This is a genomic window from Acinetobacter sp. 3657 (assembly GCF_031456775.1).
Classification (GTDB): Bacteria; Pseudomonadota; Gammaproteobacteria; order Pseudomonadales; family Moraxellaceae; genus Acinetobacter.
In genome coordinates this window covers 176,120-188,161 of sequence record NZ_JAVDVH010000002.1, presented here as the reverse complement: position 1 = coordinate 188,161, position 12,042 = coordinate 176,120, and the positions used below count along the sequence as shown (strand labels likewise).

Sequence of the window (12,042 nt, the reverse complement as noted above, 5' to 3'; positions counted from 1 at the left end):
GGAAATTGAGTGCGTAAATTCTCTATATTGAAAAAAGACAGATGCGTAAATTTTGCGTAAACTTATTTACCTCACACCTAAACGGTTTAATAGAGCAATAAAAATAGCAGTATTGAAAAAATTTCCTATTTATTACAAAAAATCTTTGACCTTAAAAAAAATAATTTTCTAAAAAATGCAAAAAAAAATCCACCCACTCAAAAAAAATAATTTATATTTTTCATGATTTTATCAACAAAAACACAGATGTATAAAATATATATAGATTATTTTCCGTTCATTTTCATGTAAAAAATCGTACTGAATAGTTCATTTAGAACATTTACTCTTATTTTAATTATGGTATTTTTGTTACATGAAGTTATAGCCAATCACAATAGACAACTGTTTTGTTGTTAATTCATAGCTTCTCAACACTTAAGAATCTTAAAAGTTCAAGGAAAGATTTAAAATGAAATTAAAACACCTTAGCACTGCAATGATCTTAGCAACGTTACCTGCAACTGGAGTTTTTGCAGCGGCGTTAGACCGTTCAGGTCAGTCTATGTCTGCTTTTTTACAGCCAGGCAACTACTTTGAAGCTGGAATTTCAGTTTTGGATCCTACAGTAAAAGGTCAGGAAGCAGGCTCATCTGCAACAAATCGTAAAATTGATGATATGGCGGGAGATTATTTTTTCCCAAGCGCGGCATTAAAACTTCAACTCACAGATAAATTCTCTTTCGGTTTACTCTACGATCAACCTTTTGGCGCTGATGCAACATATACTGGGGATAATGTTTTTGTTGCATCACCAACAGATCGCGTATTAAGTTCACTACCTATCACAACCTCAGCTATTGGTGGTGCAACAACAGGAAACACTTCAGTTGAAGTCGACTCACAAAACATTTCTATGATTTTTGGTTTCCAACCAACTGAAAACTTTAATATTTATGGTGGTGGTGTATACCAAACTATTAAAGGTGATGTTCACTTACGTGGCTCAGCTTATAGTGTGTTTAATGGATATGATGCAAATATTAAAGAAGATGGTGCAGCTGGCTGGTTAGCTGGTGCAGCTTTTCAAATTCCAGAGATTGCACTTAAAGCCTCAGTAACTTATCGCTCTGAAATTGATCATAAATTTGTTGCTAATGAAAATCTTGGTCTAGCATCTCCTTTAGCCGCTGCTTTACCAGGTCTTGCTGGTCAACTTCCAGGTTTAGGTTTAACACCTCAACAAATTGCTGCAATCGGTCAAGCTGTAACGAATTTTTCGGCAGCTAACTCAGCTGAAGGAAAGACTAAAATCACTACGCCACAGTCTGTGAATTTAGACTTCCAAACTGGCATCATGGCAAATACTGTTGCGTTCGCAAATGTACGCTGGGTGAATTGGAAAGACTTCTCCATCACTCCTTACAAGTTTGGAAAAGCAGCTGAAGCAGTTGGTCCTTTAGTCAATCGTCCAGATGGTTTTTCTCTTGTTGAATACTCTGAAGATCAATGGTCAGTCAATGCAGGTGTTGGTCGCAAACTCAGCGAACAATGGGCTGGTAACGTTTCTGTAGGTTGGGATTCTGGCGCAGGCAACCCAATTACGACTTTAGGTCCTACAGAAGGCTATTGGAATGTTGGTTTAGGTGTTCAATATAGCCCTACTCCAGCGACCTTTATTGCTGGTGGCGTGAAGTACTTCTGGTTAGGTGATGCTAAAGCTCAAACTGGCGCTCAAGCGGGTAGCAATGATTATGTTGCTAAGTTTGAAGACAACGATGCTCTCGCTTATGGCTTAAAAATCGGTTACCGTTTCTAATCCATATCAACGAAAAAAGACCGTCATAAGACGGTCTTTTTTTGCTCATAATTTACCGTTAAATAAAAAAATTAGAGTGAATAATCTATAAGGCCATATAACTCAATACCTTTCCATGACTTTAGCAGTTCATTTATTGACATTTGTAAAATATTTCGGCTTCCCAAAATTATGTTACTTTCCGCGGCATTCTTGTTATACCGTGATATGAGAGAAAATATCAATGAAGCTGCATGCCATTCAAAAAGCTGTGTTACTCAGTTTACTACCAACGACCTCAGTCTTTGCTGCTGCATTGGATCGTTCAGGTCAGTCAATCGCTGCATTTTTACAGCCAGACAACTATTTTGAAGCGGGTATTACCTTTCTGAGCGCAGATGTTTCAGGAAAAGATATTTCACAAAACTCTACGGGTGATATGGCAAACCAGTATTACTCACCAAGTGCCGCATTAAAAATTCAAGCAACTGAGCATTTTTCTATTGGTCTACTCTATGATCATCCTTATGGTGCTGATGCTGAATATCACGGTCAAAACAATTTTGTCGAAAATCGACCAGTACCTTTTAACGGCAAAACATCGGTTACGGTAAGTACCGAAAATTTAAATTTACTTTTTGGTTATCAGCCAAATCAAAACTGGAATCTTTATGCGGGTGCGGTTTATCAAACTCTAGACAGCACCGTGTTATTACGTGGCACGAGCTATAGTGCATACAATGGCTATGACTTTAAAACTGGTAAAGATGAAGCAGTGGGTTGGTTAGCGGGTGTCGCTTATCAAATCCCTGAAATCGCCCTTAAAGCATCCCTAACCTACCGTGCGAAGATCAAGCACGAAATGAATGCTTATGAAAAACATGGTGTGGCAGGTATGACTGGCAATGCTGGTTTTGATGCTATTTTAAATCAAATTAATCATTCAGAAGGTACAACTGAGATTACCACCCCACAGTCGATCAACCTCGATTTACAAACTGGGATTATGGAAAATACTGTTGCCTTTGCTAACATACGTTGGGTGAACTGGAAAGATTTTGCCATTCGCCCATATAAGTTTGGTGAAGCTTCTGTGTTAGCACCAATCATTGCATCAACAGGCAAAAAAGAAGGTTTCGATCTCGTCGCTTATACCGATGATCAATATTCGGTTACTGCGGGTGTAGGACGTAAACTGAATGATCAATGGGCAGGTAACCTATCCGTAGGTTGGGACTCTGGTGCAGGCAATCCAGTCACCACGCTTGGACCAACAGAAGGTTATTGGAATGTTGGTGTCGGGGTTCAATACAGCCCTGCACCAAACTACTTCATCGCAGGTGGCGTAAAATATTTCTGGTTAGGTGATGCCAAAGCACAATCAGGTTCTCAGTTTGATACGCCTAATTATATCGCCGAATTTAACAATAACGATGCGATCGCTTACGGCCTGAAAATTGGCTATAAGTTCTAATTGCGTTTGATAAAATAAAAGGCGCTTTATGCGCCTTTTATTTTATCCATTTTTCACACGATGGTGAAAAAACACATATTATTCTGGAATATTACGTTGTGATACAGCGCGAATCGCTTGCTTCAATGCCTCATAGCCATGAAGTGGTGGAAATTGCGGAAACTCAGCAATGACATTATCTGGCGCATCAAACAAGAAACCATGATCTGCTTCACCAAGCATCGTTGTATCATTATAAGAATCGCCCGCTGCGATTACACGGAAATTCAAACCATGTAATGCTTTGACGGCTTGACGCTTTTGATCAGGTTGACGCAGTTTATACGCGGTAATCATACCATTTTCATCTGTCTCTAATTTATGACAGAAAATAGTTGGCCAACCGAGTTGTTTCATCAATGGGTGAGCAAACTCATAGAAGGTATCAGACAAAATAATCAGTTGAAAATGAGTACTGACCCATTCAACAAACTCCTTTGCCCCTTCAAAAGGTCCCATATCAGCGATCACAGCCTGAATATCGTTTAAACCCAGACCATGTTGTTTTAAAATATTCAGACGCTGCGTCATCAGCACATCATAGTCTGGAATATCACGCGTGGTCGCTTCGAGTTCTTTAATCCCTGTTTTTTTTGCAAAATTAATCCAGATTTCTGGAACTAAAACCCCTTCAAGATCTAGGCATACGATTTCCATGAATGCGTCCAATGTTGGTTAAAAATTGCTGTATCATACCATTAACATTTTCAATTTTTTGCGCTGTTGTTGAATAAAACGACTTTATTCTGCAAGATTAAAGTTGACGGCAAGCCCTCCGCTTTGCTGCGGGTCTGCTGACATTTCACCTTACGAGCTATAGCTCTCATTGCGACAGCGGGCATTTTTTAGTCGATACAAGGCAGGTCTTGCGAAACTTAGTCACTCTAAGTAAGCAAGACATAACGTAGTAGCGGCAAAAAATGCCCCTGTCCTCGAGCTTCGCCTTGCGCTGCGATCAAAGCAGTGCTTTGCTCTTGCTCAGGGTTATGGCTAAAACTTCCCTAAACTTCGTTATGAAATTTGACAAGGGGGTCGCCATTGCCTTCATTTCATGCCTTGTTTATGTCGTTTTAGCCTATAACGCAATGCATAGCTGAAGTGTCAACAGACCCTAAAATAATTTACAATTATGCCCAAGCCTATCGCCAGGAACATTCATGACTGTTATTCCGACTATTGACCTTGTAGACGCTCTCGCTGCTGACTATGCAGATAAATCGCCACGAGAAATTTTAGAACTTGCGCTCAGCCAAGAAGGTGAAATCGCTATTTCTTTTTCAGGCGCTGAAGATGTTGTATTAATTGATATCGCATCTCGTATTGGCAAACCATTCCGTGTATTTAGTTTAGATACGGGACGTTTACATGCCGAGACGTATCAGTTCATCGAAACTGTACGTAAACATTACAAGATCAATATCGAAATTTGCTTTCCTGAATCAGCAGCAGTCCAGCAACTGGTAGATGAAAAAGGCTTATTTAGTTTTTTTGAAGATGGTCATCAGGAGTGTTGCGGCGTTCGTAAAGTACAACCTTTACGGAAAAAATTGGCAACTTTAGACGGCTGGATTACAGGTCAGCGTAAGGATCAAAGCCCAACGCGGAGTGACGTTCCAGTGGTTCAAGCCGATGCAGGTTTTTCAGGTGAAGGTAAGCAACTGATTAAATACAATCCACTTGCGAACTGGAGCAGTGCGGATGTATGGAGTTATATCCGTATGATGGAAATCCCATACAACCCATTGCATGAGCGCGGTTTTATTTCGATTGGTTGTGAGCCATGTACGCGTGCCGTACTTCCAAATCAGCATGAGCGAGAAGGACGCTGGTGGTGGGAAGAAGCCACACACAAAGAATGCGGCTTGCATGCTGGCAATCTCAAAAGATAATCAATTACAGATTTGGTATATTAAAACCACTGATTCATCAGTGGTTTTATTTTTTATGACTGCCGTGTACAAAGTCATATTTTAACCAGAACAAACCGTATATACTCGACACAACGGTTCAATAATTCTAATAAGAGTTATAGGGTTTGTTGGCACTTCATGGTTGAAATATCAGCAAACCCTACGAGTATCTTATAAAAAATGCGACGAGAGGCTAATCTGCTATGCGCCCATTACACCCAATCGACTTCATTTTTCTTTCATTAGAAAAAAGACAACAACCTATGCACGTAGGTGGATTGTTTTTATTCGAACTTCCTGAGAATGCTTCGCCGACTTTCGTACATGACTTAGTGGAAGAAATTCGTCAATCAAAAAGCATTCCAGTACCTCCATTTAATAACCAACTCAATGGTTTATTTTGGGGTGAAGACAATGAATTCGACCTAGATCATCATTTCAGCCATATTGCACTACCCAACCCTGGCCGTATTCGCGAATTGCTGGTCTATATTTCACAGCAGCATAGTTCACTGATTGATCGTGCCAAGCCATTATGGACCTGTGACATTATCGAAGGTATTGAAGGCAATCGCTTTGCCATGTACTTCAAAATACACCATGCGATGGTCGATGGCGTTGCGGGTATGCGCTTAATTGAAAAGTCGCTGTCTAAAGATCCAAATGAAAAACACGTTGTACCGTTATGGTGTGTTGAAGGAACACGCGGTAAACGTCTAAAAGTACCAAAGCCACCGACCGTCAGCAAAATCAAAGGCTTTATAGATGGGATCAAATCTCAGCTTGAAGTCACCCCTAAGGTCATGCAAGAGTTGTCTCAAACAATATTTAAAGAAATGGGAAAAAACCCAGACTACGTTTCAACCTTCCAAGCACCACCTTCAATTTTAAACCAGCGTGTCAGTTCTTCTCGTCGTTTCGCAGCACAATCTTTTGAACTGAATCGCTTGCGCTATATTGCTAAAGTCTTGGGTGTGACCATCAATGATGTAGTACTTACCGTGTGCTCAGGTGCATTACGTGAGTATTTAATTAGTCAAAATAGTCTGCCGAAAAAACCGCTTATTGCGATGGTTCCTGCGTCATTACGTACTGATGATTCAGACGTCAGTAACCGCATTACCATGATTTTGGCAAATCTTGCGACGCACATTGAAAATCCAATTGAACGTTTAGAAATTATTCGTCGTAGCGTACAAAACTCTAAACAACGTTTTAGCCGTATGACTGCAAATGAGATTTTGAACTATAGTGCTGTTGTGTATGGACCAGCAGGTCTAAATATCGTTTCAGGCATGCTGCCTAAACGCCAAGCATTTAACCTTGTGATTTCAAATGTACCGGGTCCACGTGAGCCTTTATATTGGAATGGTGCAAGACTGGATGCGCTGTACCCTGCTTCAATCGTTATGGATGGCCAAGCGCTGAATATTACTTTGACCAGTTATCTCGATAAACTTGAGGTGGGATTGATTGCATGTCGTAATGCATTGCCTAAAATGCAAAATCTACTGACTCATTTAGAAGAAGAAATTCAACGCTTTGAACAAAAGATTCAAGAGTTCGAAAAGCAAAAAGTTGCGAATTAACTTTCAGAAAAAACTAAGGGGCTTTTCATAGCCCCTTATTTTTTAATTGCGCGACACCGTTGTAGCAGTTGATGACAAGCAGAGCGGATCATCGCCGTGGTAATCGGAACTTCTTTACCTTGGCTATCGACCATGTAACATGTATTTACAGGGGTGCTGTCCAAAACATGCTTAAAACCGTGACTCACTAATCTTTTACTAACATTCATATTATATACCTCATTATATTTGCTAAAGCACTGAAAAATGCCTATGGCTAATCTTATGGTTCTAGTATTTAAAATTCATGATAGAAAGTAAAATTTCAGTTGTAACAAGGATTAAGCGAAATCTTGTTACAACTTTAGCTTAAAATGATATCGTATTGCTCTTGCGTATATAGATTTTCAACTTGAAATTTTATGACGCGGTTCACAAAATGCTCTAAATCCGCCACGGCTGGGGCTTCTGCTGTTAAGAGCCGATCAATCACCGCTGGATGCGCAACGACAGTAAAGCCACCCTTGGAGTCAAATGCACGGGCATATCGCATGACCTCTCGAAATATTTCGTAACATACTGTCTCTGCTGTTTTCACATATCCTCGTCCTTGACAGGTTGGGCAGGATTCACAAAGCAAATGTTCCAATGATTCACGCGTACGTTTACGTGTCATTTCTACTAAACCAAGCTCAGAAACTTGAGTAATTTTAGTCTTCGCATGATCACGTTCGAGCATTTTCTCAAACTGACGCATCACCTCTTCACGATGCCCAGCTTCTTGCATATCAATAAAATCAATGATCAGAATGCCACCCAAATTACGCAAGCGGAGTTGCCGACTAATCACTTGTGTGGCTTCCATATTGGTTTTAAAAACCGTATCTTCTAAACTTCGACCACCAACATAAGAACCTGTATTGACATCGATCGTGGTCATTGCCTCAGTCTGGTCGATCATCAGATAACCACCAGATTTAAGTGCGACGCGCGTTTGCAATGCTTTTTGGATGTCTTCTTCGACGTTATACAAGTCAAATAATGGTTTTTCCCCCGGATAGTGAATCAGGCGGTTTTTGATCATCGGTACAAATTCATCGACGAAGTCACTAAGTTTGGCATGAATTTCACGTGAATCGACATAGATTTTAGCGGTTTCACCACTTGCAAGATCACGTACAATTCGCTGTGGAAGTGGCAATTCTTCAAAAATGATTTCTGGTGTCGCAACTTCTTTTTGTTTGCGTTGAATATATTCCCAAAGTTTACTTAGATAATTCATATCCTGGGCGATAGCAGCTTCATCCACACCCTCTGCTGCCGTACGTACAATCACACTACCAGGAAGAAGATGTTCTTCCTGAATATGCTCAATGATGCCACGCAGTCGATCTCGTTCTTCCTCAGATTCAATACGCTGGGATACCCCAATATGATTGCCATAAGGCATAAGCACAAGATATCGCGATGGAATAGAAAGATCCGTGCTTAAACGTGCACCTTTGGTCCCCAACATGTCTTTCATGACTTGAACCGTAAGCATTTGCCCCGGATGCAAAAGTTCAAAAACATTTGGGGTTGGCTGTGAACGCGGCCAGACCATATCATTGATATGTAAAAAGGCAGTTCTCGATAAACCGATATCCACAAAAGCCGCCTGCATGCCGGGCAATACCCGTACAACTTTACCTTTGTAAATATTACCGACCAACCCACGTTTTACTGTACGTTCAACAAATAGCTCATTGACCGTACCATTTTCGATTAATGCCACACGACATTCCATCGGTGTGACGTTAATTAGCAACTCTTCAGCCATAACCAACTCAAAACTTTATAAAAATTCTTATATCCGAAAGTATCAGCGAAATGCCTTTATGCTTTCTAATAACTGTGCTGTTTCATGCAAAGGTAAACCAACAACATTGCTATAACTGCCACGAATCTGAGGTATAAATTGTGCAGCAATCCCTTGTATCGCATATGCCCCAGCCTTTCCGATCGGCTCACCCGTTGCCCAGTATTTTTCCATTTCTGCATGGCTCAACACTTGTAACTCTACCTGAGTTTTTACAACTGTACTGAGCATCTTAGAGGATTGAGCAACACATAGTCCAGAAAACACGTCATGCCAGTGTCCTGAAAGCGTCGACCAGATTTCAAAGGCGTGCTGCTTTGACTCGGGTTTACCTATAATCTTTCCAGCAAAACTCAAACTGGTATCTGCTGCAATCACGATTGCTTCAGGATAACGCGTTAAAACAACTTTGGCTTTGTCTCTCGCCAAACGTTCCACATAGTGCTCGACGGTTTCACCTGCGAACACCGTTTCATCCACCTCTGGACTAAAAACCTGAAAGTCCAAACCGAGTTGCTGTAACAACTCCTGTCGACGAGGTGAGCTGGATGCTAAAATTATATTCGCCATTTATGTAAACAATAATAAATGACAGGCCATGCAAGTATACCCGTAATGAGCGGTTGCCAATGACGTGCAATTGAGAAATGTGTACCTGCAATCGTCTGAGCCACCCACAAAAAGGTAATATGTGCAGTAATGGCAATAATCGCAATCACCCATGAATTACCAAAGGTCAAAATTCGACGTTCACGGATAAAATAGCGTGTTGAAAAACAAATCAGAACAAAGCTCAGGGCATTTAAGCCAAGCGGTGCATCTAACAATAAATCGACAAAGATCCCCATCGCAAATGCGAACCAAATACCACACCAAACGGGCTGATAGAGAATCCAAAATAGCGTGATCATCAACATTACCGACGGTCGCCATCCAGATGTATCATAAGCCAATGGATAGACCATCAGTACCGACCCAATCACAATGGAGAGAATAATCATCCAAAGTGGGTCTTTATTGGTTCTGGCGTAATTTAATTTAGCGATCGGCATAAGGCTGCTCCTTTGCCAAAGATTCTGAGAACAGAACCACGACATGATGACCACTGGCCAACTGTGCAGTCGGCATGACATCAATTTCAGCAAACTCACCCGAGTTATGACGGCTGACCTTAGACACTGTTCCAACTAAATAACCTGCTGGAAAATGCTCACCTAAACCAGAACTAAAAACTTTGTCGCCCACTTTAATATTTGCACTGGTCGGCACATATTGCATTTTTAGCTGTCCCAAATCGCCAGTACCAGACACAATCGCTCGCATTCCTGTACGCTCTAATCGTACCGATAAGGAATGTTCTTTATCTGAAAGCAACATGATTCGGGCACTATGCGGATAGACATCGATAATCTGTCCCATGATCCCTTTGTCATCTAAAACGGTCTGACCGATTTTAAGTTGATCGAGCGCACCACGATTGATAATAATAATATGACGTAGTGGATCTGCATCTGTACCAATCACTTCGGCGATTTGCATACGCCCATCAATAATCAATGGGGTATCAAGTAGACCACGCAATCGATTATTTTCAGCAGAAAGTTCTGAAAGTTTTTGCAAGCGAACCTGTGCTTGCAATAACTCAGCTTGCATCGCGGTATTTTCACGGCGCAACTGAGCTTCAGACTTGGTTTGTTGATTCAGCCATTCACGCGACAGTACTGGATAACTTGCCAGCGCATAAATTGGATTATACGCAGCGTACAAGACTTCTCTGGCAGGTTGAACCACATGCGGCATGCGCCAATCAAAGAAAAGCACGACCAAACATGTGATGACCGCAATAACAAACGAACGAAAAGAGGGCGGTTTTCTTGAAAAAAGATTCGGTTGCACCGCCTATTCCTTATGAATTAACCAACAAACAGCATGTCATGGTTTGGATTGTCAAAGAACTCTAATACTTTACCTGCACCACGCGTAACACAGGTCAGCGGTTCTTCTGCCACAACGACAGGTAAGCCTGTTTCTTGTGCGATCAATTTATCGAGATTACGGAGTAAGGCACCACCACCAGTCAGTACGATCCCACGCTCTGCAATATCAGATGAGAGTTCAGGCGGTGTTTGTTCAAGTGCTGATTTCACCGCACTGACGATACTTTGTAATGGATCAGTAATCGCTTGGGTAATTTCATCAGAAGTCACGGTAATGGCACGAGGAACACCTTCAGCCAAGTTACGACCACGCACTTCAATCTCAAGCGTTTTGCCATCTGAATCTGCAATCGCCATACCGACTTCTTTCTTAATGACTTCAGCCGTGGTTTCACCAATCACACAACCATGCGCTTTACGCACATAATTGATAATTTGCTCATCAAAGACATCACCACCAATACGTAGAGAATCTGCGTAGACACAACCTTGTAATGAAATAATGGCAATTTCAGTGGTACCACCACCAACATCAACCACCATCGAACCACATGCTTGCTCAACTGGCATACCTGCGCCAATCGCAGCAGCCATTGGCTCTTCGATCAGACGAACTTCACGCGCACCTGCATTAAATACGGCTTCACGAATCGCGCGACGTTCCACCAAAGTTGATTTGCATGGTACGCAGACCACAACTTTTGGATGATTGGGGAACAAGCGTTTTTCATGTACTTTACTGATAAACTGATGCAGCATCGTTTCAGTAACTTCAAAATCAGCAATCACACCATCTTTCATGGGACGAATGGCTGAAATATTCGCTGGGGTACGGCCTAACATTTGTTTAGCATCAAGACCAACAGCAGCAACTATTTTTTGTGAACCACTGTGACGAATCGCCACAACTGTCGGTTCATTTAATATAATGCCACGGCCTGGTGCATAAATAAGTGTATTTGCAGTACCTAAATCTATGGCTAAATCCGGCGAAAACAAGCCAAGTAGTCTTTTTAGAATCACGGGGGCGTTCTCAATTAAACTTTGTGTGAATACAAGGTGGCAACTTTAACTAAATGTGATGATTTGAACAAGTCAATCGCTTATTATAACGCACTATATTTTGAATTTTTTTGATACTGAATTAGGTAAAGTTATGTCTACATCATCTGATGCGTCACAGACAGCGGATCTAAATGCGCAAACTGTATCGCAAATCGCAAATTTGGCTCGCTTATCCCTAAATGACACGCAATCTGCTGAATATGCTCAAAGTTTGAATAAAATCTTAGGTATGATGGAAACATTAAAAGGCATTAACACCGATGATGTTGAACCTTTAAAAAGCCCATTTGATCACCCACAACCCTTACGTACTGACGTTGTGAGTGAAACTAATCACCGTGATGAATACCAAGCGGTCGCTCCTGCGACAGAAGCAGGTTTGTACCTAGTCCCTCGTGTAATTGAATAATTTTT

Annotated in this window: 12 protein-coding genes; 5 read left to right on the top strand and 7 right to left on the bottom strand. The window is 41.2% G+C overall.

The features are described from left to right. The first annotated feature begins 451 nt into the window (after positions 1 to 451). Both J2Y37_RS04100 and J2Y37_RS04095 read left to right on the top strand, forming a co-directional pair. Positions 452 to 1,798, top strand: coding sequence for an outer membrane protein transport protein (locus J2Y37_RS04100; RefSeq protein WP_349031957.1), 1,347 nt, complete (start codon positions 452 to 454; stop codon positions 1,796 to 1,798). A 223-nt stretch (positions 1,799 to 2,021) separates the two neighbouring features. Further along, positions 2,022 to 3,251 carry an outer membrane protein transport protein gene (locus J2Y37_RS04095; protein ID WP_349031956.1) on the top strand — a complete coding sequence of 410 codons (1,230 nt, stop codon included), beginning with the start codon at positions 2,022 to 2,024 and terminating at the stop codon, positions 3,249 to 3,251. 78 nt (positions 3,252 to 3,329) lie between these two features. On the opposite strand, the gene thrH is transcribed toward J2Y37_RS04095, so the two are convergent. Then, positions 3,330 to 3,947, bottom strand: coding sequence for a bifunctional phosphoserine phosphatase/homoserine phosphotransferase ThrH (gene thrH / locus J2Y37_RS04090; RefSeq protein ID WP_241322172.1), 618 nt, complete (start codon positions 3,945 to 3,947; stop codon positions 3,330 to 3,332). Positions 3,948 to 4,447: 500 nt separating this feature from the next. Here thrH and J2Y37_RS04085 point away from each other — a divergent pair, with 500 nt between their 5' ends. Next, positions 4,448 to 5,179, top strand: coding sequence for a phosphoadenylyl-sulfate reductase (locus J2Y37_RS04085; RefSeq protein ID WP_349031955.1), 732 nt, complete (start codon positions 4,448 to 4,450; stop codon positions 5,177 to 5,179). 224 nt (positions 5,180 to 5,403) lie between these two features. Further along, complete coding sequence (locus J2Y37_RS04080) at positions 5,404 to 6,789, top strand: wax ester/triacylglycerol synthase family O-acyltransferase (RefSeq protein ID WP_004669349.1); 1,386 nt, start codon at positions 5,404 to 5,406, stop codon at positions 6,787 to 6,789. 35 nt (positions 6,790 to 6,824) lie between these two features. Here J2Y37_RS04080 and J2Y37_RS04075 read toward each other — a convergent pair whose 3' ends face one another. The 6 genes from J2Y37_RS04075 to J2Y37_RS04050 form a co-directional block, all read right to left on the bottom strand. Beyond that, positions 6,825 to 6,998, bottom strand: coding sequence for a PA1571 family protein (locus tag J2Y37_RS04075; RefSeq protein ID WP_004669351.1), 174 nt, complete (start codon positions 6,996 to 6,998; stop codon positions 6,825 to 6,827). 134 nt (positions 6,999 to 7,132) lie between these two features. Next, the gene (gene rng, locus J2Y37_RS04070) at positions 7,133 to 8,587 is read right to left on the bottom strand and encodes a ribonuclease G (protein ID WP_349031954.1); all 1,455 of its coding nucleotides are present in this window, start codon (positions 8,585 to 8,587) and stop codon (positions 7,133 to 7,135) included. Between the two features lie 42 nt (positions 8,588 to 8,629). Beyond that, positions 8,630 to 9,196, bottom strand: coding sequence for a Maf-like protein (locus J2Y37_RS04065; RefSeq protein WP_349031953.1), 567 nt, complete (start codon positions 9,194 to 9,196; stop codon positions 8,630 to 8,632). Beyond that, a complete protein-coding gene (mreD, locus tag J2Y37_RS04060; protein WP_004669357.1) occupies positions 9,184 to 9,678 on the bottom strand; it encodes a rod shape-determining protein MreD in 495 nt (164 codons plus the stop codon). Before mreD ends, J2Y37_RS04065 begins: the two co-directional genes overlap by 13 nt. Next, complete coding sequence (gene mreC / locus J2Y37_RS04055) at positions 9,665 to 10,522, bottom strand: rod shape-determining protein MreC (RefSeq protein ID WP_004669359.1); 858 nt, start codon at positions 10,520 to 10,522, stop codon at positions 9,665 to 9,667. The genes mreD and mreC overlap by 14 nt, the downstream gene beginning before the upstream one ends. A 17-nt stretch (positions 10,523 to 10,539) precedes the next feature. Continuing rightward, complete coding sequence (locus tag J2Y37_RS04050) at positions 10,540 to 11,583, bottom strand: rod shape-determining protein (protein ID WP_228128687.1); 1,044 nt, start codon at positions 11,581 to 11,583, stop codon at positions 10,540 to 10,542. Positions 11,584 to 11,719: 136 nt separating this feature from the next. Between J2Y37_RS04050 and gatC the strand changes: the two genes are divergently transcribed. Beyond that, positions 11,720 to 12,037, top strand: a complete 318-nt coding sequence (gene gatC / locus J2Y37_RS04045) for an Asp-tRNA(Asn)/Glu-tRNA(Gln) amidotransferase subunit GatC (protein WP_004669364.1) — start codon at positions 11,720 to 11,722, stop codon at positions 12,035 to 12,037. Positions 12,038 to 12,042 lie beyond the last annotated feature (5 nt).

What these genes read in the sequence shown, in the direction of transcription:
- J2Y37_RS04100 (WP_349031957.1), top strand. Translation starts at nt 452, where the DNA reads ATGAAATTAAAACACCTTAGCACTGCAATGATCTTAGCAACGTTACCT.
- J2Y37_RS04095 (WP_349031956.1), top strand. Translation starts at nt 2,022, where the DNA reads ATGAAGCTGCATGCCATTCAAAAAGCTGTGTTACTCAGTTTACTACCA.
- thrH (WP_241322172.1), bottom strand. Translation starts at nt 3,947, where the DNA reads ATGGAAATCGTATGCCTAGATCTTGAAGGGGTTTTAGTTCCAGAAATC.
- J2Y37_RS04085 (WP_349031955.1), top strand. Translation starts at nt 4,448, where the DNA reads ATGACTGTTATTCCGACTATTGACCTTGTAGACGCTCTCGCTGCTGAC.
- J2Y37_RS04080 (WP_004669349.1), top strand. Translation starts at nt 5,404, where the DNA reads ATGCGCCCATTACACCCAATCGACTTCATTTTTCTTTCATTAGAAAAA.
- J2Y37_RS04075 (WP_004669351.1), bottom strand. Translation starts at nt 6,998, where the DNA reads ATGAATGTTAGTAAAAGATTAGTGAGTCACGGTTTTAAGCATGTTTTG.
- rng (WP_349031954.1), bottom strand. Translation starts at nt 8,587, where the DNA reads ATGGCTGAAGAGTTGCTAATTAACGTCACACCGATGGAATGTCGTGTG.
- J2Y37_RS04065 (WP_349031953.1), bottom strand. Translation starts at nt 9,196, where the DNA reads ATGGCGAATATAATTTTAGCATCCAGCTCACCTCGTCGACAGGAGTTG.
- mreD (WP_004669357.1), bottom strand. Translation starts at nt 9,678, where the DNA reads ATGCCGATCGCTAAATTAAATTACGCCAGAACCAATAAAGACCCACTT.
- gatC (WP_004669364.1), top strand. Translation starts at nt 11,720, where the DNA reads ATGTCTACATCATCTGATGCGTCACAGACAGCGGATCTAAATGCGCAA.